The organism is Pseudomonas qingdaonensis, from assembly GCF_018398475.1.
GTDB lineage: Bacteria > Pseudomonadota > Gammaproteobacteria > Pseudomonadales > Pseudomonadaceae > Aquipseudomonas > Aquipseudomonas palmensis.
In genome coordinates this window covers 5,830,004-5,851,970 of record NZ_CP074676.1, presented here as the reverse complement: position 1 = coordinate 5,851,970, position 21,967 = coordinate 5,830,004, and the positions used below count along the sequence as shown (strand labels likewise).

General features: G+C 64.7%; 20 protein-coding genes. 14 read left to right on the top strand and 6 right to left on the bottom strand.

The window, feature by feature from the left end:
* The first annotated feature begins 29 nt into the window (after window positions 1-29).
* Window positions 30-1,559 carry a MocR-like pyridoxine biosynthesis transcription factor PdxR gene (pdxR, locus tag KH389_RS26840; protein WP_213606585.1) on the top strand — a complete coding sequence of 510 codons (1,530 nt, stop codon included), beginning with the start codon at window positions 30-32 and terminating at the stop codon, window positions 1,557-1,559.
* Window positions 1,560-1,561: 2 nt separating this feature from the next.
* Here pdxR and KH389_RS26835 read toward each other — a convergent pair whose 3' ends face one another.
* The 3 genes from KH389_RS26835 to KH389_RS26825 form a co-directional block, all read right to left on the bottom strand.
* Window positions 1,562-2,599 (bottom strand): histone deacetylase family protein, encoded by a 1,038-nt coding sequence (locus tag KH389_RS26835; RefSeq protein ID WP_043861530.1) that lies wholly within the window; start codon window positions 2,597-2,599, stop codon window positions 1,562-1,564.
* Window positions 2,600-2,740: 141 nt separating this feature from the next.
* Window positions 2,741-3,733: an AraC family transcriptional regulator gene (locus KH389_RS26830; protein WP_213606584.1), complete on the bottom strand. Its 993-nt coding sequence runs from the start codon at window positions 3,731-3,733 to the stop codon at window positions 2,741-2,743.
* 87 nt (window positions 3,734-3,820) lie between these two features.
* Complete coding sequence (locus tag KH389_RS26825; RefSeq protein ID WP_213606583.1) at window positions 3,821-4,807, bottom strand: asparaginase; 987 nt, start codon at window positions 4,805-4,807, stop codon at window positions 3,821-3,823.
* On the opposite strand from KH389_RS26825, the gene KH389_RS26820 reads away from it, so the two are divergent.
* Window positions 4,806-5,387 (top strand): hypothetical protein, encoded by a 582-nt coding sequence (locus KH389_RS26820; RefSeq protein ID WP_152644110.1) that lies wholly within the window; start codon window positions 4,806-4,808, stop codon window positions 5,385-5,387. The two genes, KH389_RS26825 and KH389_RS26820, sit on opposite strands and share 2 nt — an antisense overlap.
* 126 nt (window positions 5,388-5,513) lie before the next feature.
* On the opposite strand, the gene aspA is transcribed toward KH389_RS26820, so the two are convergent.
* Window positions 5,514-6,938, bottom strand: a complete 1,425-nt coding sequence (aspA, locus tag KH389_RS26815; protein ID WP_043861534.1) for an aspartate ammonia-lyase — start codon at window positions 6,936-6,938, stop codon at window positions 5,514-5,516.
* Between the two features lie 178 nt (window positions 6,939-7,116).
* Here aspA and KH389_RS26810 point away from each other — a divergent pair, with 178 nt between their 5' ends.
* The 5 genes from KH389_RS26810 to KH389_RS26790 all read left to right on the top strand — a co-directional run bounded on the left by KH389_RS26810 (window position 7,117) and on the right by KH389_RS26790 (window position 10,742).
* On the top strand, window positions 7,117-8,022 hold the full coding sequence (locus tag KH389_RS26810; protein WP_043861535.1) for a LysR substrate-binding domain-containing protein: 906 nt from the start codon (window positions 7,117-7,119) through the stop codon (window positions 8,020-8,022).
* A 212-nt stretch (window positions 8,023-8,234) separates the two neighbouring features.
* Window positions 8,235-8,726, top strand: coding sequence for a 5-(carboxyamino)imidazole ribonucleotide mutase (purE, locus tag KH389_RS26805; RefSeq protein ID WP_054916459.1), 492 nt, complete (start codon window positions 8,235-8,237; stop codon window positions 8,724-8,726).
* 10 nt (window positions 8,727-8,736) lie between these two features.
* Complete coding sequence (locus KH389_RS26800; RefSeq protein ID WP_213606582.1) at window positions 8,737-9,819, top strand: 5-(carboxyamino)imidazole ribonucleotide synthase; 1,083 nt, start codon at window positions 8,737-8,739, stop codon at window positions 9,817-9,819.
* A 92-nt stretch (window positions 9,820-9,911) separates the two neighbouring features.
* Entirely contained in the window at window positions 9,912-10,157 is a 246-nt protein-coding gene (locus KH389_RS26795; protein ID WP_043861538.1) for a GlsB/YeaQ/YmgE family stress response membrane protein, read from the top strand.
* A 51-nt stretch (window positions 10,158-10,208) separates the two neighbouring features.
* A complete protein-coding gene (locus tag KH389_RS26790; RefSeq protein WP_043861581.1) occupies window positions 10,209-10,742 on the top strand; it encodes a DUF3299 domain-containing protein in 534 nt (177 codons plus the stop codon).
* 104 nt (window positions 10,743-10,846) lie between these two features.
* Here KH389_RS26790 and KH389_RS26785 read toward each other — a convergent pair whose 3' ends face one another.
* Both KH389_RS26785 and KH389_RS26780 read right to left on the bottom strand, forming a co-directional pair.
* Window positions 10,847-11,743 (bottom strand): D-hexose-6-phosphate mutarotase, encoded by an 897-nt coding sequence (locus KH389_RS26785; protein ID WP_213606581.1) that lies wholly within the window; start codon window positions 11,741-11,743, stop codon window positions 10,847-10,849.
* Window positions 11,744-11,815: 72 nt separating this feature from the next.
* Complete coding sequence (locus KH389_RS26780; protein ID WP_009402429.1) at window positions 11,816-12,217, bottom strand: acyl-CoA thioesterase; 402 nt, start codon at window positions 12,215-12,217, stop codon at window positions 11,816-11,818.
* Between the two features lie 360 nt (window positions 12,218-12,577).
* Here KH389_RS26780 and KH389_RS26775 point away from each other — a divergent pair, with 360 nt between their 5' ends.
* The 7 genes from KH389_RS26775 to KH389_RS26745 all read left to right on the top strand — a co-directional run bounded on the left by KH389_RS26775 (window position 12,578) and on the right by KH389_RS26745 (window position 21,940).
* Window positions 12,578-13,867: an MFS transporter gene (locus KH389_RS26775; protein ID WP_043861540.1), complete on the top strand. Its 1,290-nt coding sequence runs from the start codon at window positions 12,578-12,580 to the stop codon at window positions 13,865-13,867.
* 150 nt (window positions 13,868-14,017) lie between these two features.
* Complete coding sequence (locus KH389_RS26770) at window positions 14,018-15,019, top strand: phosphate ABC transporter substrate-binding protein PstS (protein ID WP_043861541.1); 1,002 nt, start codon at window positions 14,018-14,020, stop codon at window positions 15,017-15,019.
* A gap of 138 nt (window positions 15,020-15,157) precedes the next feature.
* Window positions 15,158-17,446 carry an ABC transporter permease subunit gene (locus KH389_RS26765; protein WP_043861542.1) on the top strand — a complete coding sequence of 763 codons (2,289 nt, stop codon included), beginning with the start codon at window positions 15,158-15,160 and terminating at the stop codon, window positions 17,444-17,446.
* Window positions 17,447-17,463: 17 nt separating this feature from the next.
* Window positions 17,464-19,134, top strand: coding sequence for a phosphate ABC transporter permease PstA (gene pstA, locus KH389_RS26760; protein WP_043861543.1), 1,671 nt, complete (start codon window positions 17,464-17,466; stop codon window positions 19,132-19,134).
* A gap of 80 nt (window positions 19,135-19,214) precedes the next feature.
* Window positions 19,215-20,048 carry a phosphate ABC transporter ATP-binding protein PstB gene (pstB, locus tag KH389_RS26755; RefSeq protein ID WP_043861544.1) on the top strand — a complete coding sequence of 278 codons (834 nt, stop codon included), beginning with the start codon at window positions 19,215-19,217 and terminating at the stop codon, window positions 20,046-20,048.
* 56 nt (window positions 20,049-20,104) lie between these two features.
* Complete coding sequence (gene phoU, locus KH389_RS26750) at window positions 20,105-20,869, top strand: phosphate signaling complex protein PhoU (protein WP_043861545.1); 765 nt, start codon at window positions 20,105-20,107, stop codon at window positions 20,867-20,869.
* A gap of 162 nt (window positions 20,870-21,031) precedes the next feature.
* On the top strand, window positions 21,032-21,940 hold the full coding sequence (locus KH389_RS26745) for a response regulator (protein WP_213606580.1): 909 nt from the start codon (window positions 21,032-21,034) through the stop codon (window positions 21,938-21,940).
* Window positions 21,941-21,967 lie beyond the last annotated feature (27 nt).

Here is a 21,967-nt window from a genome sequence, read left to right as displayed (position 1 = left end):
TTTCCGGCTTATTTGGTAGGTCCAATTTCATGAGCGAACGTAGCGTTGCCTTGCCCTTCGACCCCACCGGCATCGTGCTGGACCGTCGTCAGGGGCTCAGTCGCCAGTTGTACCAGGCGCTGCGCCAGCGCGTGCTGGACGGGCGACTGGGTAGCGGCACGCGTCTTCCCGCCACCCGCGACATGGCCGCAGCGCTGGCCGTCTCACGTAACAGCGTAGTTCGTGCCTACGACCAGCTGTATGCCGAAGGCTATATCGAAAGCCGGGTGGGCGATGGTACCTACGTCAGTCAGCTGCCAAAACTATCCACAAAACTGTCCACAGGGTTATCCCTGGGTTTTTCCACAGGGTTATCCACAAAAACGGGTGATTGCACTGAGGATTTATCCAGTAAAGTTATCCACACGGACGTGCTGGAGCGCCTGGAAAACAATCATTTATCCGTGCATGAGCCTCGTGCGCCGCGGGCTTTTCAGGTTGGCATACCGGCCTTCGACCTGTTCCCCTTCGAGGTGTGGGCCAAGCTGCAGGCGGGTTTCTGGCGAAATCCCGACCCGGCGTCCCTCGGTTACGGCGACCCGGCCGGAGAACCGCTGCTGCGCGAGCTGATTGCCACCTACCTGCGTCGCTCCCGTGGGTTGTCCTGCGTGGCTGAACAAATTGTGATCACCTGTGGTGCGCAGCAGGCAATCAGCCTTTGTGCACAGCTGCTGCTGGCGCCCGGTGACGGTGTGGCTGTGGAAAACCCCGGCTATCGTGCGGCGGGCAAAGCCTTCGCCATGGCGGGCGCGAAGGTGCATGGCGTGGGGGTGGATCTCGACGGGTTGCAGTGCGCTGCCCTGGCCCAGTTGCCCAACTGTCGCCTGAGCTACGTTACCCCCGCGCATCAGTACCCCACCGGCGTCACCCTGAGCCTGGCGCGGCGCCTGGAACTGCTGGCCTGGGCCGAGCGCAACGACAGCTGGATCATCGAGGACGACTACGACGGCGAGTACCGCTACAGCGGCGCGCCGCTGGCCCCGCTGGCAGCCCTGGACCGCAGCGGACGGGTGCTGTATGTCGGCACCTTCGGCAAGGTGGCCTTCCCGGCGCTGCGTCTGGGCTACCTTGTGCTGCCGGCCCGGCTGGTGGAGGCATTCTCGCGCTTTCGGGCGTTGGCGGTGCGCCATTCCGAGGTCGGCACACAGGCGGTGATGGCGCAGTTCATGGCCAAAGGGCACTTCCAGCGTCATATCCGGCGCATGCGCCGCGCGGCGTTGAGCCGGCGCAATGCGCTTCTGGCCGGCTGGCCGAAGGCTGTGGCGGGGCTGGGAGCCTTGCCGGAGGTGGCGGCGGGCCTGCACCTGAAGATCGACGTGGACAGCCAGGCGCGCGAACGGGAACTGATCGCCCGTGCCGCAGCGGTGGGTGTCGAACTCAATGCGCTGAGTGATTACTGGTTGCCCGACACGCCGCTGCCTGTGGATAAGCGTGCCGGACTGGTGCTGGGGTTCGCGGCCGTGAACGAGGCCGCGATTGCCCAGGCCCTGGCACGCCTTGCAGGTGCCTGGGTCGACTGAGCCTAGCCTTGACGGGCGCGCTCGAAACCCTCGAGCACGTTGACCGCGTTGACGCCAATTTCGGCCACGGCATAGCCACCTTCCATGATGAACAGGGTCGGCTTGCCCAACTGCGCGATGCGCTCGCCCATGGCCAGGTAGTCGGGGCTGTCGAGCTTGAATTGCGAGATCGGGTCGTCCTTGAAGGTGTCCACGCCCAGCGAGATCACCAGCACTTCGGGGTCATACGCGCCGATGCGTTCGCAGGCTTCGTCCAGCGCGCCGCGCCAGGTGGCCCAGTCGCTGCCTGCCGGCAGCGGGTAGTTGAAGTTGCAGCCCAGCCCGTCGCCTTCGCCGTGCTCGTCGGCATAGCCGAGGAAGAACGGGAATTCGGCTTGCGGGTCGCCATGGATCGAGGCGAACAGCACGTCGTTGCGCGCGTAGAAGATCTGCTGGGTACCGTTGCCGTGGTGGTAGTCCACATCCAGGATCGCCACGCGCTGGCGACCGTGGTCGATGAAGGCCTGGGCGGCGATCGCGGCGTTGTTCAGATAGCAGTAGCCCCCCATCACGTCGCTGGCGGCATGATGCCCCGGTGGCCGGCACAGGGCGAAGGCGCTGTGGGCACCGGCCTGCACCGCCGCCTGTGCGGTCAGGGCAACCTGCGCCGAGCTGTAGGCGGCCTGCCAGGTGCCGGCGGTGATCGGTGCACCGGCGTCGAAGCTGTAATAGCCCAGCTCGCCATGCAGGCCGCTGGGTTTGACCTGGCGCAGGCTGCGCGCCGGCCAGGTGAACGGCAGCAGGTCGCCGTCATGGCCCAGTGCGCTCCAGCGCTGCCAGGCGCCCTGAAAGAAATCCAGGTAGTCGGCGCTGTGCACGCGCAGCAGCGGTGCGCGGCCAAAATCGGTAGGGCCTTCGACGGGCCCCAGGCCCTGGGCCTTGACCCGCTCGAGCACATGGTCGGCACGCGAGGGCATTTCGAAGCAGGGCATCAACTGCCCGTCGATCAGCTCGCAGCGGCCGTGGTGCAGGCGATGGTCATCGGAATAGATCGTCAGCATTTTTTGTTCTCCGGGTTTACTGGCGTGGCCCCATTGTCGAGAGGTACGCCCACCGGCAGAACGGCGCAAACGGCCAAAAGGGGATCGATATGGCCAACACGGTTGTCCGCATTTCGCCCCCTCGCGGTGCATGCGCGTGTTTCAGGCGCGAAAATGGCTCGGTGCCACGCCGCTCCAACGCAGGAAGGCGTGTCGGAAGCTGGCCGGCTCGCTGAAGCCCAGCACCTCGGCGATGCGGTAGATCGGCAGCTCGTCCTCGGCCAGCAACTGCTTGGCCCGTTCGAAGCGCAGCTCATCGAGCAGTTGTTGATAACTGCTGCCCAGCTCGTGCAGGTGGCGACGCAGGGTGCGTGACGAACAGCTCATCTGCCGCGCCAGGCCCTCGAGGCCTGGTGGTGCCTCCAACTGCTGCTGCAGCAGCTGGCGAATGCGCCCGAGCCAGGCCTGGCGCCCGGTGAATTCCAGGTTCTGCCGGCGGCAGCGTTCGCTCATCGCACGGTGGGTGATCGGGTCGGCCAGGGGCAGGGCCCGGGCCAGCCAGTGGCGTTCGAAGGCGAAGGCATTGTCGCTGGCGCCGAACTGCAGCGGGCAGTCGAAAGGCGCGCTGTAGAGCGCCTGGTAATCCGGGGCAGGGTGAGCGAAACGCGCGCCCAGCAAGGGCAGCGGCTGGCCGAGCAGGTCGTTGCAGATGACCTTGAGCGACGTCAGGCAGAACTCGGCATTGAACGCCGCAAGCTCCGGGGCCTGGCCGTAGTCGCTGGCGCTTAACCAGACCCGCTCGCCGTCCTCGATCAGGCGCAGCTGGAAAAGTGTTCCCAGCAGCGCGGGGTACTGCAGGGCCAGGTGCAGGGCGTCACCCAGGGTGGCACCGGAAAGCAGGGCGTAACCGAGCATGCCGTAGGATGAAACGTGCATGCGCTGGCCCAGTTCCAGCCCAACTTCCCGGCGCATGGCCACGGCGTTGGCGCACACGCGCAGTTCCTGGTGCGTGGTGATGCGCCAGTCGGCGCGGCCCAGGTCGGCCGGGGTAATGCCGGTGCCTTCGAGCAGCCGCTGGGCGGCACGGTCTTCGTCCTTGAAGGCCTGCAGCATCAGGGAAACCGCGTTCAGGGTGGTGAGGTGGGAATGGAGCATGCTCGGCATCCGGCTGAGGGGGCTTGGGGTTGAGTGAGCAATTTGTATGCCCTTCAGGGCCTGTTCGCTGGCAAGCCAGCGAAGGGCTCAACGTAACTCGCCAGCCAGGTCCAGACCAACCAGCCGTCGCACCTCGTCAACCGGCAACCGGCTACCGAGCAATGCCTGCAATTTGCCGAACGCCGCTTCCCGGGTCATTCCACCACCCGACAGCACACCGGCCTCGCGCAGGCGGCTGCCGGCTGCGTACACCCCCAGTTCGACCCCGCCTTCATGGCACTGGGTGATCGCCACCACCACGATGTCACGCGCGCAGGCCTGTTCCAGCACGGCCACGAACGCATCGTCATCACACGGCCCGGTGCCGCTGCCGTAGCATTCCAGCACCAGCCCCTGGACCCCGCTGTCGAGTGTGGCCTGCAACAGCGCGGCGTCGAGGCCCGGTACCAGCGGCAACACTGCAACCTTGGCCACTTGCAGCGGCGCGCGATAAGCCAGTGCTGCCGGTACGGGCGCCTGCGCCGCACCGCCCGAGCGCTGCAAGGTCGCGAACGGGTTCCGGCCGAAGCTGCGCACCTTGGCGGTGCGGTTGGGCGCCAGCAGCTGACAGTGGAAATACAGCTGAACACCCGGCGACGTACCCTGGCTCAGCACCTGCAGCGCCCCCGTGAGGTTCTCCCACGCATCGCTGTCCGGCGTACCGGCCGGGAGCATCGAGCCGGTGAACAGCACCGGCACCGTCAGCCCGAGTAACTGGAAGCTCATGGCGGCGGCGCTGTAGGCCAGGGTGTCGGTGCCATGCAGCACCAGAACGCCATCGCAGCCCTGGCCATCCACTGCTTCGATGATCGCGGTGCGCAGGCGCTGCCAGTAGCAGGGCGTCATGTTGGCGCTGTCGATCAGGGGCAGCAGTTCGCGGAACTGCCAGGCTGCCAGGCCCGGTTGCCCGGCCAGTTGCTCACGCATGCGCTGCTCGAAGCCCGACGCCGGGGCCAGGCCGCCGGCGCTGGCCTGCATGCCGATGGTGCCACCGGTGTACAGCACCATGATGTTGTGGGCAGGGGCCGGGGTCATGGCCTGTCTCCGTGCTCGACTGAAGGAAAGCCGACCACCTTACGCCATCCCCCGGCGCGCTGTCAGCGGCCGGGCCGCCCGAGTTCGCGATGGGCAGCGCGACAGCCAGCGGTTACCATCGCGCCTGCTTCAGGACGAAGGTGCCAAGGACGTGTCGACGAACAAGTACAAATCCGCGCAAGAGCGCCTGTGCGCCGCGGTGGACCTCAATTGCCCGGCATGCGGCCACGTCTGGTTGCCGAGCGAGGGCGAGCTGGAAACGCTCATGGGCGGGCAGCCGCTCCCCTGTGCAAAGTGTGCCCAGGCGCTGGTGTTGCCCGAGGCGGATCACCGAGCCATGAAGCGCCACCTCAGCCGTTCCAACTGGGCAGACCTGATCAGCGGGCTGGGCGTGGTGCTGTGCTTTATCGGGGTGCTCACGGTGCGCCATTACACGGGCGATCTGACCGCCTTCATGGTGGCGCTCTGCCTGGCGTTCGTGTGGTGGTTCATGAAGGAGATCGTCAGCGATTCGACCTTCCTGAATGTGCTGCTGCTGCCCTCGTCGGCAGAAGCAGCCGACACCACCGGTTCGCTGTAGGCGCCGGCATTGCTGGCGAAGCTCGCGGCGCAGGCAAAAAAAAGGGCCCGGAGACAAAGTCCCTGGGCCCTCAAAAGGTGAGAGGTGTCTAGTCCCTCAACCTGGTGAGCGGTAGTACGGCGTCGGTTACGCTTTGAGCGGTACCAGACGCGGTGCAATCATGTTTTCCGGACGCAGGATGTCGTTGAGCATCGCTTCGTCCAGCAGGCCTTCCTCACGCACCAGTTCCAGTACGCCGCGGCCGCTTTCCAGCGCGATACGGGCGATACGGGTGGCGTTTTCGTAGCCGATGTACGGGTTCAGGGCGGTGACCAGGCCGATCGAGTGTTCGACCAGTTCACGGCAGCGCTGTTCGTTGGCGGTGATGCCGACGATGCAGTGCTCGCGCAGCATGTCCATGGCGCGTTGCAGCAGACGGATCGAGTCGAAGATCTTGTAGGCGATCAGCGGCTCCATCACGTTCAGCTGCAGCTGGCCGCCTTCGGCCGCGATGGTCAGCGCGATGTCGTTGCCGATGATGGCGAAGGCCACCTGGTTGACCGCTTCCGGAATAACCGGGTTGACCTTGCCGGGCATGATCGAGCTGCCTGGCTGACGCGCCGGCAGGTTGATCTCGTTGATGCCGGTGCGCGGGCCGCTGGACAGCAGGCGCAGGTCGTTGCAGATCTTCGACAGCTTGACTGCAGTGCGCTTGAGCATGCCGGAGAACAGCACGAAGGCGCCCATGTCGGAGGTGGCTTCGATCAGGTCGGCAGCCGGTACCAGCGGCTGGCCGCTGATCAGCGCCAGACGCTGTACGGCCAGGGCCTGGTAGCCCGGGTCGGCGTTGATGCCGGTACCGATCGCGGTACCGCCCAGGTTGACTTCGGTCAGCACTTCCGGCGCCAGGGTGCGCAGGCGGTTGAGGTCTTCGGTCAGGGTGGTGGCGAAGGCACGGAATTCCTGGCCCAGGGTCATCGGCACGGCGTCCTGCAGCTGGGTACGGCCCATCTTCAGTACGTGGCTGAACTCTTCACCTTTGGCAGCGAAGGCCTGGATCAGGCTGTCGAGGCTGGCCAGCAGCGCATCGTGACCCAGCAGCAGGCCCAGACGGATGGCGGTCGGGTATGCGTCGTTGGTCGACTGCGCCATGTTCACGTCGTTGTTCGGGTGCAGGTACTGGTACTCGCCCTTCTGGTGACCCATCGCTTCCAGCGCGATGTTGGCGATCACTTCGTTGGCGTTCATGTTGGTGGAGGTACCGGCACCGCCTTGAATCATGTCGACCACGAACTGCTCGTGGAAGTCACCGCGGATCAGGCGGGCACAGGCCTCGCTGATGGCGGCGTGCTTGGCATCGCTCAGGTGACCCAGCTCGCGGTTGGCGTCGGCAGCTGCCTGTTTGACCATGGCCAGGCCGACAACCATTTTCGGGTAGTGCGACAGCGGCACGCCAGAGAGGTGGAAGTTGTTGGCAGCACGCAGGGTCTGGATACCGTAGTAGGCATCAGCAGGGACTTCGAGGGTGCCAAGCAGGTCTTTTTCGACACGGAACGATGCAGCAGCGGACATGATAGAGATCATCTCGAGTTAGGCCCGGCACATGCCGGAATGGCGCCAATCCTAGGCCTGCACGGATTTTGCGGCCAATGCTGTTGCACGCTAACCTATGCACAAACGGCATAACGTTCCATGTGACGCCAATTGACATTCGAGCGTGTACCATTTTGGTGCATGCCTGGAGAGCCCGATGAACCTCGAAAGCAAATGGCTGGAAGATTTCAGCGCCCTGGCCGCCACCCGCAGCTTTTCCCAGGCGGCGGAGCGTCGCTTCGTGACCCAGCCGGCGTTCAGCCGGCGCATTCGCAGCCTGGAGGCTGCGTTGGGGCTGACCCTGGTCAACCGCTCGCGCACGCCGATCGAGTTGACCGCTGCCGGCCAACTGTTCCTGGTGACGGCGCGCACGGTGGTCGACCAGCTGGGCGAGGTGCTGCGCCACCTGCATCACCTGGAAGGCGGGCAGGGCGAGGTGATCCAGGTGGCGGCGGCGCACTCGCTGGCGCTGGGCTTCTTTCCGCGCTGGATCGCGCAGTTGCGCAACGACGGTCTGAACATCGCCACGCGGCTGGTGGCGACCAACGTCGGCGATGCGGTGCACGCCCTGCGCGAAGGTGGCTGCGACCTGATGCTGGCGTTCTACGACCCGGATGCGGCCCTGCAGATGGACGCCGAGATCTTCCCCTCGCTGCACCTGGGGCACACCGAGATGCTGCCGGTGTGTGCAGCGGATGCCGACGGCAAGCCGCTGTTCGACCTGGAAAACGACGCCAGCGTGCCCTTGCTGGCCTACAGCGCCGGAGCGTTTCTGGGGCGCTCGGTGAATCTGCTGCTGCGCCAGCGCAACCTGCGCTTTACCACCATCTACGAAACCGCCATGGCCGACAGCCTCAAGAGCATGGCCCTGGAAGGCCTGGGTATTGCCTGGGTGCCGCGCCTGTCGGCCCGCGCCGAGCTTGAACGTGGCGAGCTGGTGATCTGTGGCGGTGCGCAATGGCACGTGCCGCTGGAGATCCGCCTGTACCGCTGCGCGCTGGTACGCAAGGCCAACGTGCGCCTGCTGTGGCGCAAGCTCGAAGGCGGGCCGGCGACGGCTTGACTCCAGAGTCAGCCCGAAGCCCTGAAAAAGCCCGAAAAATAAGGCTTACAGTTGGTCGCCGGGGTGCATCAAACACACGGCTTTACGATATACTGCGCGGCCTTCGGTCGGTACACCCGGCCCTAATTCGCATAACAAGCCACGCCGGTCGTCCCTGCGTGGCTTGTTGTTTTTTGACGCGCCTGAAGGCGCCCAAGAGAAGAGGCTCGACGATGAGTGCACTGGTTGGCGTGATCATGGGCTCCAAGTCCGATTGGTCCACCCTTAGCCACACCGCCGATATGCTGGAAAAACTCGGCATTCCCTACGAAGTGAAGGTGGTTTCCGCCCACCGCACGCCGGACCTGCTGTTCCAGTACGCCGAAGAGGCCGAAGGCCGTGGCATCGAGGTGATCATCGCCGGTGCCGGTGGCGCTGCCCACCTGCCAGGCATGTGCGCCGCCAAGACCCACCTGCCGGTGCTGGGTGTGCCGGTGCAGTCGGCCATGCTCTCGGGCGTCGACTCGCTGCTGTCGATCGTACAGATGCCGGCCGGCATCCCGGTTGCCACCCTGGCCATCGGCAAGGCCGGCGCGATCAACGCCGCGCTGCTCTCGGCGAGCATCCTGGGCGCCAAGCACCCGCAGTTCCATACCGTTCTGAAACAGTTCCGCGCTGAGCAGACAGACAACGTTCTGGACAATCCAGACCCGCGCCAGGCCTGAGGTCACACGCATGAAAATCGGTGTAATCGGTGGCGGCCAACTGGGCCGCATGCTGGCCCTGGCGGGTACCCCGCTGGGCATGAACTTCGCTTTCCTCGACCCGGCCCCTGACGCCTGTGCGGCCGATCTGGGCGAGCACCTGCGTGCCGACTACGGCGACCAGGATCACCTGCGCCAGCTGGCCGACGAAGTCGACCTGGTGACCTTCGAATTCGAAAGCGTGCCAGCCGAGACGGTGGCCTTCCTGTCGCAGTTCGTGCCGGTGTATCCGAGCGCCGAAGCGCTGCGCATCGCCCGCGACCGGCTGTTCGAGAAGAGCATGTTCCGTGACCTGGGCATCCCGACCCCGGCCTTCGCCGACATCCAGTCGCAAGCCGACCTGGAGGCCGCCGTCGCCAGCATCGGCCTGCCGGCCGTGATCAAGACCCGCACCCTGGGTTATGACGGCAAGGGCCAGAAGGTGCTCCGCACCGAAGCCGATGTTGTCGACACGTTCGCCGAACTTGGTAGCGTGCCCTGCCTGCTGGAGGGCTTCGTGCCGTTCACCGGCGAGGTGTCGCTGATTGCCGTTCGCGGCCGCGATGGCGAGACGCGCTTCTACCCGCTGGTGCACAACACCCACGACAGCGGCATCCTGCGCCTGTCGGTGGCCAGCGAAGACCACCTGCTGCAGGGCCTGGCCGAAGACTACGCGAGCCGTGTGCTCGAGCAGCTCGACTATGTCGGCGTGCTGGCGTTCGAGTTCTTCGAGGTCGACGGTGGCCTGAAGGCCAACGAGATCGCGCCGCGTGTGCACAACTCCGGGCACTGGACCATCGAAGGTGCCGAGTGCAGCCAGTTCGAGAACCACCTGCGCGCCGTGGCCGGCCTGCCGCTGGGCTCGACCGCCAAGGTCGGCGAAAGCGCCATGCTCAACTTCATCGGCGAAGTGCCGGCGGTGGCCGCGGTCGTGGCTATCGACGACTGTCACCTGCATCACTACGGCAAGGCCTTCAAGGCCGGGCGCAAGGTCGGTCACGCCACCCTGCGCTGCGCCGACATGGCCACGCTGGAGCAGAAGATCCAGCAGGTCGAAGCGCTCATCGCAGGCTGAGCGGAACCATTCCCGCCGCGCATCCCTCTGATGGCAGGATGCCAAAGCGCTGACTAGGCTTTGGCTCGTGCACTCAATTCAGAGGGAATGCCATGGGTATCATCGGAACCATCTTCATCGGCCTGATCGTCGGCTTGCTGGCACGTTTTCTGAAGCCGGGCGACGACAGCATGGGCTGGATCATGACCATTCTGCTGGGTATCGCCGGCTCTCTGGCGGCGACCTACGGTGGCCAGGCGCTGGGGATCTACCATGCGGGCGAGGGTGCTGGCTTCCTCGGTGCACTGGTGGGTGCAATCATCCTGCTGGTGATCTACGGCATGATCAAAAAGCGCTGACAGGGCGCTAGAATGCTCGGCAACTTTCCGTCAGTTGCCGAGCTTTTTTTCATGCGCCGAGTCGTACTGCTTACCCTGTTGCTGTGTAGTGGCCTGGCCCGCGCCGAGCTGCCCGAGACCGACTGGCTGGAGCTGATGCCCAAGTCGGACCAGAAGGCGCTGGAGCAGATGCCCGAGATCGACCACAACTCCCCCGAGGCGATGGGTACCTTTACCGAGAAGGGTGGCCTGAAGCAGAGCAAGGGCCTGCCGGCGGTGATGTATTCGAGCAAGACGGTGGCTGCTATGAACGGCAGGCAGATCCGTCTGGGCGGGTACCCGGTGCCGTTGGAGACCGACGCCAAGGGCAACAGCACGCTGTTCTTCCTCGTGCCCTATCCGGGCGCCTGCATCCATGTACCGCCACCGCCGCCCAACCAGCTGGTGCTGGTGCGTTATCCCCATGGCCTGAAGCTGGACGATATCTACACGCCGCTGTGGGTCAGCGGCACGCTGAAGGTGGAGAAGGTCAGCAATGACCTGGCCGATGCGGCGTATGCGCTGGATGCGGGGAAGGTGAGGGTTGTGGAGGACTCCGACCTGTAACCGCGTCGTCTGCATCGCGGGTCAAGCCCGCTCCCACAGGTACAGTGCTGCCCTCATGATCAGTGCAATGCCCGGTGGGAGCGGGCTTGACCCGCGATAGCGGTCTAGAGCGGTTCGCTGCCGATACTGACACTCAGCGAATGGGTCGCCCCGGGCGCAAGTTCCACCACGTCATCCCACACGTTCGCCGTCTCGATGCACAGCATCCGCTGCCAGCCGTCATCGGCCATGTCCGTGAGCTGCGCGGCGCGGTCCACCCACGGGTTCCAGATCACCGCCGAACGCGAACCCTGGGTACGCAGGGTGATACGCCGGTTCCAGCCCGGGTCGACGATGCTCAGACGCTCAGGTGCCTGCAGGTAGATGCGGTCGGTTTCCCCGGCAAACCCCAGGTCGCCCTGCTGGGTGCGTTGCTCCCAGTCTGCCAGCGTCTCGATGTAGGCCAGCCCGTCCACGCCTTCTACCCGCGCGCCACGCACATCGCTGACTGCAAAGTAGCTGTGCAGCGCCTGGCTGAGGGTGACGCTGCCACTGCCCAGGTTGTGGCTGTCGAGGGTCAGCGCCAGTTCTTCGCCGAGCACGATGCTCAGTTTCAGCTCTACCGTGTGCGGCCAGCCGGGTAGCTCTCCCAACGCTTGGGGTAGCGTGAAGTCTACGCGTACCGAATCCGCACTGCTGTCGATACCCAGCAACTGCCAGTCACGCCCGCGCACCAGCCCGTGGGCCGGGGCCTCGGCGCCGTGGAACATGGCCTGTACGGCCGCTGGGTTGCGTTGCAGGTTGCCGAACCAGGGCCAGCACACCGGGGCACCGGCGCGCACCGATTTGCCCTGCCTGAAGATCGCCTGATCGCTGAGCCACAGCAGCGGCGGCTCGCCCACGCGCTGGTAACTGAGCACCTGTGCGCCCTGCTGGGCAATCAGCAGCTCGGCGCGAGGCGTGGTGATACGCCAGCAGGCAAGCTCGCCATGCTGTTCGACTTCTACCTTGGATGTGGACATGCGTTGCTCTCGAAGGGTGGCCTACGAGGTCTTGGACCTCGCGCAGACCCTCGAGTTTAGCGCGCCCCAGGCTCAGCGACGAGGCGGCACCGAGCGGGTGCGGCCGCTGCCGTCGATGGCGACGAACACGAACACCGCCTCGGTGACCTTGCGCCATTCACTGCTCAGCGGGTCGTCGCTCCACACCTCGACCATCATCTGGATCGAGCTGCGGCCGATTTCCAGGGTCTGGGTATAGAAGGACAATTGCGCGCCCACCGCCACCGGCACCAGAAAGGCCATGCGGTCGATCGCCACGGTGGCGACGCGCCCGCCTGCGACTCGGCTGGCCATGGCCGTGCCGGCCAGGTCCATCTGGGCGACCAGCCAGCCGCCGAAGATATCGCCGAAACCGTTGGTTTCACGGGGCAATGCGGTGATCTGCAAGGCCAGGTCGCCTTGCGGAATAGGATCTTCTTGTTCGAGTTCAATCATGCCGGGGGTGCCTCTGACCCGTAACGCTTCGTTGGTTTGCGCTGGTGCGGACGCCGCGAAAAACGATTCAGCACGAACATACTACGCTGCTTCGCTCTGCCGTGCGGCGAAGGGAAACTCTGCGAAACCGACTAAGCATACCTAGCGGCGTTTTCGCACAACATCCCACACAAGGCGTAACCGTTTGATACGAGCGGCCAGTATATAGAGCCGCGCGTGGGGCGACGACCATGCGGTCATGATTATCTGCCCCGATTATGTCGATCCATGTGCTTTTTCGAACAATTTGCTATCGTTCGACCTCCTGACAGGCCGGGGCCAGCGCTGCCGCGGCCTGATTTGCCAATAAGAGACGCTTCGATGACCTCCGTGCCCCCCTCCATAGAGCAGCCCTCGCGGCCGCTCACCCGCAGTGACTACAAGACCCTGTCGCTCTCCGCCCTGGGCGGGGCGCTGGAGTTCTACGACTTCATCATCTTCGTGTTCTTCGCCGCGGTGGTGGGCAAGCTGTTCTTTCCGGTCGACATGCCCGAGTGGCTGCGCCTGATGCAGACCTTCGGCATCTTCGCTGCCGGCTACCTGGCGCGCCCGCTGGGCGGCATCGTGATGGCCCACTTCGGCGACCTGCTGGGGCGCAAGAAGATGTTCACCCTGAGCATCTTCATGATGGCCGTGCCGACCCTGATCATGGGCCTGCTGCCCACCTACGCACAGATCGGCATGTGGGCACCGATCCTGTTGCTGCTGATGCGCGTGATCCAGGGCGCCGCCATTGGCGGTGAAGTGCCGGGTGCCTGGGTGTTCGTGTCCGAACACGTGCCGGCGCGCAACATCGGCTACGCCTGCGGCACCCTGACGGCGGGCCTCACCTCGGGCATCCTGCTCGGCTCGCTGGTCGCGACCCTGATCAACACCGTGTACACCCCCGAGCAACTGAGCGACTACGCCTGGCGGATCCCGTTCCTGCTCGGCGGCGTGTTCGGCCTGTTTTCGGTGTACCTGCGCCGCTGGCTGCACGAAACCCCGGTGTTCGCCGAGATGCAGCAGCGCAAGGCATTGGCCGAGGAAGTGCCGCTGCGCGCGGTGCTGCGTGACCACCGTGGCGCCATCGTACTGTCGATGCTGCTGACCTGGCTGCTGTCGGCCGGCATCATCGTGGTCATCCTGATGACCCCGACCGTGCTGCAGACTCTCTACGGCATCAGCGCCACCGAGGCCCTCAAGGCCAACAGCCTGGCCATCGTGCTGCTGAGCATCGGCTGCATCGTGGCCGGGCGCCTGGCCGACCGCTTCGGCGCCGGGCGCGTGTTCATCGTCGGCAGCCTGGCGCTGCTGGCCAGCTCCTGGAGCTTCTACCACAACCTGGCGGCGCACCCTGAGTGGCTGTACCCGATGTACGCCGTTACCGGGCTGTGCGTGGGCATCGTCGGTGCGGTGCCTTACGTGATGGTGCGCGCCTTCCCGCCGGTGGTGCGTTTCAGCGGCCTGTCGTTTTCCTACAACCTGGCCTACGCGATCTTCGGTGGCCTGACCCCGATCATGGTCACCTCGCTGATGAAGTTCAGCCCGCTCGGCCCGGCCTACTATGTCGCCGGCATCTGCACCCTGGGCCTGCTGGTAGGCATCTACCTGCTGCTCACCAAGCGCTGAAACCCCGCCCCGCGTCCGCTATAAAGGCCATCCCTCGAACGAGGTGATGGCCTTTCATCTAATTGTCACATTCAGTTCATAGAGTAGTCATACGGCCTGCAGATACTTGGGCCCGATCCATCTACCCCCAATTCCTGCTAGGAGTAAGGCATGAAACTGAAGCGTTTGATGGCGGCCCTGACCTTTGCCGCCGCTGGCGTTGCGACTGCCAACGCAGTTGCCGCTGTTGATCCTGCTATTCCGACCTACGTCAAAACCACCGGCGTATCGGGCAACCTCTCCAGCGTCGGTTCCGATACCCTGGCCAACCTGATGACCCTGTGGGCCGAGGCCTACAAGAAGGAATACCCGAACGTAAACATCCAGATCCAGGCCGCCGGCTCCTCCACCGCGCCACCCGCGCTGACCGAAGGCACCGCCAACCTGGGCCCGATGAGCCGCAAGATGAAAGACGTCGAGCTGCAGGCGTTCGAACAGAAGTACGGCTACAAGCCGACCGCCATCCCGGTCGCCGTCGACGCCCTGGCCGTGTTCGTGCACAAGGACAACCCGATCAAGGGCCTGACCATGGCTCAGGTCGACGCCATCTTCTCCTCCACCCGCCTGTGCGGTGCCAAGGCCGACGTGAAAACCTGGGGCGACCTGGGCGTGACCGGCGACCTGGCCAACAAGCCGGTCCAGCTGTTCGGTCGCAACTCGGTATCCGGCACCTACGGCTACTTCAAGGAAGAAGCCCTGTGCAAAGGCGACTTCAAGCCTAACGTCAACGAACAACCTGGCTCGGCGTCCGTCGTGCAGTCGATCAGCAGCTCGCTGAACGGTATCGGTTACTCGGGCATCGGCTACAAGACCGCCAGCGTGAAAACCGTGGCCCTGGCCAAGAAGGAAGGCGGCGCGTTCGTCGAAGACAACGAAGCCAACGCCCTCAACGGTACCTACCCGCTGTCGCGTTTCCTCTACGTCTACGTCAACAAGGCCCCGAACAAGCCTCTGGCCCCGCTGGAAGCCGAGTTCGTCAAGCTGGTGCTGTCGCAGGCCGGTCAACAGGTCGTGGTGAAAGACGGTTACATCCCGCTGCCCGCCAAAGTGGCCGAGAAAGCGCTGGCCGACCTGGGCCTGAACCACGCCGCCAAAGGCGTCGCTGCAAACTGAGTGTGAACGGGCGCGCCCTGCATCTGTGCGGGCCGCGCTGCAAATTGCGAGTCCGCTGCCAGGCATGCCTGAGCGGCGGGCTTTTTTGCGTCACTGCATTGTCATGTTTTTGTCATACGGGACCGCTAGGGTGAGCGCATGAATGATCTGGCCAACTCCACCATGACCCAAAATTCTCCCCCCGTGCGGATTGATTTCAATACGCCCGAGCTGCAACGCAAGCGTCGCCTGCGTGCATTCAAGGACCGCCTGACCCGCTGGTATGTACTGGTGGGCGGGCTCGCCGTGCTGGCGGCGATCACCTTGATCTTCTTCTACCTGGCCTACGTGGTGGTGCCGCTGTTTCAAGGCGCCGAACTGACCACCAAGAAGGCCATGACCCCGGCCTGGCTGACCCAGGACGCCGGCAAGCCGCTGATGATCGCGCTCGAAGAGCAGAACCTGGTCGGCATGCGCGTCTCGGACAAGGGGCAGGCGCTGTTCTTCGACACCAAGACCGGTGCCGAGCTCAAGCGTGTCGACCTGCCGGTACCTGCCGGCACCCAGGTGACCTCGATCGGCGCCGACCAGCCGGGCAACCCGCTGGTGGTGCTGGGCCTGTCCAACGGCCAGGCACTGGTGTTCAGCCACAGCTACAAGATCACCTACCCGGACAACCACAAGACCATCACCCCGGCCATCGACTACCCCTATGGCCAGCAACCGTTCGCCCTTGGCGATTCGGGCCGTGCGCTGGAGCACGTGAGCCTGAACGTCAATGGCGACACCCTGGTGGTGGCCGGCTCCAGCGGTGCGCAGTTGCAGGTACTGCAACTGAGCCGCGAAGAAAACATGATGACCGGCGAAGTCACCAGCGAGCAGAACCACATCGAACTGCCGCAGATGACCGAGGCGGTCAAGGCGATCTTCATCGACCCGCGCCAGCAGTGGTTGTACGTGATCAACGGGCGGGCCCAGGCCGATGTGTTCAGCCTGCGCGACAAGAGCCTCAACGGTCGTTACAAGCTGCTCGACGACGCCGATGCCGAAGTCACCGCCAGCGCCCAGCTGGTGGGCGGCATCTCGCTGATCATCGGTGACTCCAAGGGTGGCCTGGCCCAGTGGTTCATGGCCCGCGACCCGGACGGCGAACAGCGCTTCAAGCAGATCCGTACCTTCCAGATGGGCAAGGCGCCGATCGTGCAGATCGATGCCGAAGAGCGCCGCAAGGGCTTCGTGGCACTGGATGCCAGCGGCAAGCTCGGCGTGTTCCACAGCACCGCACATCGCACCCTGCTGGTGGAGCCGATGGCCGAAGGCGCCGGCGTGCTGGCACTGTCGCCACGGGCCAACCGCCTGTTCGTCGAAGAGGGCGGCAAGCTGATCCCGGCCAGCCTGCGCAACCCGCACCCGGAAGTGTCCTGGAGCGCGCTGTGGAGCAAGGTCTGGTACGAGAACTACGACGAGCCCAAGTACGTCTGGCAGTCCACCGCGTCGAACACCGACTTCGAGCCCAAGCTGAGCCTGTCGCCACTGACCTTCGGTACGCTCAAGGCCGCGTTCTACGCGATGATCCTGGCCGCACCGCTGGCGATTGCCGCAGCGATCTACACCGCCTACTTCATGGCCCCGGGCATGCGCCGCAAGGTCAAGCCGGTGATCGAGCTGATGGAGGCGATGCCCACGGTGATCCTCGGCTTCTTCGCCGGGCTGTTCCTGGCGCCTTACCTGGAAGGGCATCTGCCCGGTGTGTTCAGCCTGTTCGTGGTGATGCCGTTCGGCATCCTGCTGGCCGGCTTCATCTGGAGCCGCCTGCCGGAGTCGATCCGCCTGCGTGTGCCGGATGGCTGGGAAGCGGCGATCCTGATCCCGGTGATCCTGTTCACCGGCTGGGGTGCGCTGACCCTGAGCCCGTTCCTCGAAACCTGGTTCTTCGGCGGCGACATGCGCCTGTGGATCACCAATGACCTGGGCATCACCTACGACCAGCGCAACGCCCTGGTGGTCGGTATCGCCATGGGCTTTGCGGTCATCCCGAACATCTACTCGATTGCCGAGGACGCCGTGTTCAGCGTGCCGCGCAGCCTGACCCTGGGCTCGCTGGCACTTGGCGCCACGCCGTGGCAGACCCTGACCCGCGTGGTCATCCTGACCGCCAGCCCGGGCATCTTCTCGGCGCTGATGATCGGCATGGGCCGCGCGGTGGGTGAAACCATGATCGTGCTGATGGCCACGGGCAACACCCCGGTCATGGAAATGAACCTGTTCGAAGGTATGCGCACCCTGGCGGCCAACGTCGCGGTGGAGATGCCCGAATCGGAAGTCGGTGGCAGCCACTACCGCGTGCTGTTCCTCGCCGCGCTGGTGCTGCTGATGTTCACCTTCGTGATGAACACCTTGGCCGAGCTGATTCGCCAGCGTCTGCGCAAGAAATACTCGTCGCTTTGATAGAAAGGTAGAGATCCGTGAAAAAGGATTCCCTCAAGAGCTGGTTCAAGAGCGGCGCCCCTGGCGTCTGGATAAGCGGTGGCGCGGTGTCCATCGCGGTGATCATGACCATCGGTCTGCTCTCCGTGATCGCCGTGCGCGGCCTGGCGCACTTCTGGCCGGCCGACCTGATTCAGGCCAGCTACAACGTGCCGGGCCAGGCCAACCACATCGTCATCGGCGAAGTGGTGCAGAAGGAAGAGGTGCCGCTGGCACGCCTCAAGGGGGCCGGCCTGCCGGTACCCGACAACGGCCCGGAGTTCATGACCCGCGAGTTGATCAAGGTCGGCAACCGCGACCTCAACGGCAGTGACTTCACCTGGGTGGTCGGCGACTGGCTGGTGGACCAGCAGAAGCCGGTCGACCTGATCGCCCTGGAGCGCCGCGAGTGGGGCAACTTCTACGGCTACCTGGTCAGCGTCAAGGAAAACGGCAAGGTGGTTGCCGAAGGGCAGGCCGCCTGGAACGAGCTGCAGGCACGCCTCAAGCGTGCTGCCGGCCTGGCCGGCGAGCTGCAGAAGCTCGAGAAGAAGGACATCGGTGCGATCAACCATGGCCTTGAGCGCCTGCGCCTGCAAGCCCGCAAGCTGGAACTGCAAGGCAAGCTGACCCCTGTAGCGCAGGCCGACATGGATGCCGAGCGCGCCGAGCTGAACAACCGCTACAAGGCCATCGAGGACCGCCTGGGCAAGCTGCACCAGGACTTCAGCCGCGACAGCCTGGTGGCCCGTGACGGCAATGGCCGCGAAGTCGAGATCAACCTCGACAAGGTGGTGCACGCCTACCAGCCCAACGCCATGAACAACTTCACCAAGCTGGGCACCTACTTCGCCAAGGTGTGGGAGTTCCTCAGCGACGACCCGCGTGAAGCCAACACCGAGGGCGGGATCTTCCCGGCGATCTTCGGCACCGTGATGATGACCCTGATCATGGCCGTGATCGTCACCCCGTTCGGCGTGCTGGCGGCGGTGTACCTGCGTGAATATGCCCGCCAGGGCCCGGTGACCCGGCTGATCCGCATCGCGGTGAACAACCTGGCCGGCGTGCCGGCGATCGTCTACGGCGTGTTCGGCCTGGGCTTCTTCGTGTACGTGCTGGGCGGCTCGCTCGACCACCTGTTCTTCCCCGAAGCATTGCCGGCGCCGACCCTGGGTACCCCGGGCCTGCTGTGGGCCTCGCTGACCCTGGCGCTGCTGGCGGTGCCGGTGGTGATCGTGGCCACCGAAGAAGGCCTGGCGCGGATCCCGCGGACCGTGCGCGAGGGCTCGCTGGCCCTGGGTGCGACCAAGGCCGAGACGCTGTGGAAGATCGTGCTGCCGATGGCCAGCCCGGCGATGATGACCGGCATGATCCTGGCCGTGGCCCGTGCCGCGGGCGAGGTGGCGCCGCTGATGCTGGTGGGTGTGGTGAAACTGGCGCCGTCGCTGCCGGTGGACGGCAACTACCCGTACCTGCACCTGGACCAGAAGATCATGCACCTGGGCTTCCACATCTACGACGTCGGCTTCCAGAGCCCCAACGTCGAGGCCGCGCGGCCGTTGGTGTACGCCACGGCGCTGCTGCTGGTGATGGTGATCGCCACGCTCAACCTCTCGGCGGTATGGATACGCAACCACCTGCGCGAGAAGTACAAGGCGCTGGACAGCTGATACCCCTTATTGCAAGCGCCGCCCGTGTGTTGTGCCGGGCGGTACGATGAAACGAAATTGATAGCGTATGGAGTCTTACCATGCAGCATGAATCCCACACCCACGGCATCGACATGTCCGCCCTGGGTCGCACCAAGCAGAGCCTGCAGCTGGCCGACGAGACCGTGGCCATCGAAGTGCCGGGCCTGAGCCTGTTCTACGGCGAGAAGCAGGCGCTGTTCGATGTCAGCCTGAACATTCCCAAGCAGCGCGTGACTGCCTTCATCGGCCCCTCGGGCTGCGGCAAGTCGACCCTGCTGCGCACCTTCAACCGCATGAACGACCTGGTCGACGGCTGCCGGGTGGAAGGCGCGATCAACCTCGACGGCAACAACATCTACCGCAAGGGCGAGGACGTGGCCGAGCTGCGCCGCCGCGTGGGCATGGTGTTCCAGAAGCCCAACCCGTTCCCCAAGACCATCTACGAAAACGTGGTGTACGGCCTGCGCATCCAGGGCATCAACAAGAAGCGTGTACTGGATGAAGCCGTGGAGTGGGCACTCAAGGGCGCCGCCCTGTGGGAGGAGGTCAAGGACCGCCTGCACGACTCGGCCCTGGGCCTGTCCGGCGGCCAGCAGCAGCGCCTGGTGATCGCCCGTACCATCGCGGTGGAGCCAGAGGTGCTGTTGCTCGACGAACCGTGCTCGGCGCTGGACCCGATTTCCACGCTCAAGGTCGAAGAGCTGATCTACGAACTCAAGTCCAAGTACACCATCGTCATCGTGACCCACAACATGCAGCAGGCCGCGCGGGTTTCGGACTACACCGCGTTCATGTACATGGGCAAGCTGGTGGAATACGGTGACACCGACACCCTGTTCACCAACCCGGCGAAGAAGCAGACCGAAGACTACATCACCGGTCGGTATGGCTAGGATTCAACGATTGAACGCCGCCTGACAGCACTTACCGGACGCGCCAAGGATTTCTCATGATCGACAAAGACAGCCTTACCCATCACATCTCCCAGCAGTTCAACGCCGAACTTGAAGAGGTTCGCAGCCATCTTCTGGCAATGGGCGGCCTGGTCGAGAAACAGGTCAACGACGCCGTCACCGCGCTGATCGAGGCCGATTCGGGCCTGGCCCAGCAGGTGCGCGAAGTCGATGAGCAGATCAATCAGATGGAACGCAACATCGACGAGGAGTGCGTGCGCATCCTGGCCCGGCGCCAGCCGGCGGCGTCGGACCTGCGCCTGATCATCAGCATCTCCAAGTCGGTGATCGACCTGGAGCGCATCGGCGACGAATCGACCAAGATCGCCCGCCGCGCCATCCAGCTGTGCGAAGAAGGCGAGTCGCCGCGCGGCTACGTGGAGGTGCGTCACATCGGCGACCAGGTACGCAACATGGTGCGCGACGCGCTCGACGCCTTTGCCCGCTTTGATGCCGAGCTGGCGCTGTCGGTGGCGCAGTACGACAAGACCATCGACCGCGAGTACAAGACCGCCCTGCGCGAGCTGGTGACCTACATGATGGAAGACCCGCGCTCGATCTCGCGGGTACTGAGCGTGATCTGGGCGCTGCGTTCGCTGGAGCGCATCGGCGACCACGCGCGCAACATCGCCGAGCTGGTGATCTACCTGGTGCGCGGTACCGACGTGCGTCACCTGGGCCTGAAGCGAATGAAGGAAGAAGTCGAGGGCAACGGCAACGGCGAAAAAGCTAATGTTCCGGGCAAACCTGACGATAAATAGGACTGCCCCGAGAATGAACGCCCGGCCTTGGCCGGGCGTTTTCGTTTGCGGCAGCGCAACAGCACGCACCCGCGAATGATTTGACGGAGCCCCGGCATGAGCGAAGTCTTGGCAAATGGCCATCAGTCAACGTTATGCTAGCCGGGTCTTGAAGGAGTGGCGATGAGTAAAGTCAGTGTTCTGGTCGTGGATGACGCGCCGTTTATCCGTGACCTGGTGAAAAAGTGTCTGCGCAATTACTTCCCCGGCATGGTCATCGAGGACGCGGTCAACGGTCGCAAGGCCCAGGTGCTGCTGGAGCGCGAGCGTTTCGACCTGGTGCTGTGCGACTGGGAGATGCCCGAGATGTCGGGCCTGGAGCTGCTGACCTGGTGCCGCCAGCACGAAGCGCTCAAGGCCATGCCGTTCATCATGGTGACCAGCCGTGGCGACAAGGAAAACGTGGTGCAGGCGATCCAGGCCGGTGTGTCGGACTTTGTCGGCAAACCGTTCACCAACGAGCAGTTGCTGACCAAGGTGAAGAAGGCGCTGACCAAGCTGGGCAAGCTCGATACCCTGATGGCCAGTGCGCCCACCCGCGCCACCTCCGCGTTTGCCAATGACTCGCTGTCGGCCCTGACCGGCGGCAAGGCCGAGAACGTGCGCCCGGCCGCCCCAGCCGCGGCCCCGGTGGCGGCGGCCAAGCCACTGATCAATGCGCCGCAACCGGGCGCGGCCAAGGCGGCGGCGCCGGCGGGCCGCGGACAGGGCCAGCTGCGCCTGTCCAGCGGCAACCAGGCCTGCGTGATCAAGGCCCTGAGCCTGAAGGAAGCCTTGCTGGTGGTACGCCGTGGCGAAGTGCTGCCGCAGATCCTGGAAGGCGCGGTGCTGGACCTGGAGCAGGGCGACAATGCCGAGATCGCGCGGCTCAACGGGTACCTGCATGCGGTGGTGGCGGTGGAATCCAAGCCGGACAGCGACTGGCTGCAGCTGACCTTCCGCTTTGTCGATCAGGATGCGCAGAAGCTCGACTACCTGTCGCGGCTGATTGCCCGCGGTACGGCGCTCAAGCACTTCGTGCCGGGGGCCTGACAGGCCCTTTGCTGCTCGCAGCCTCTT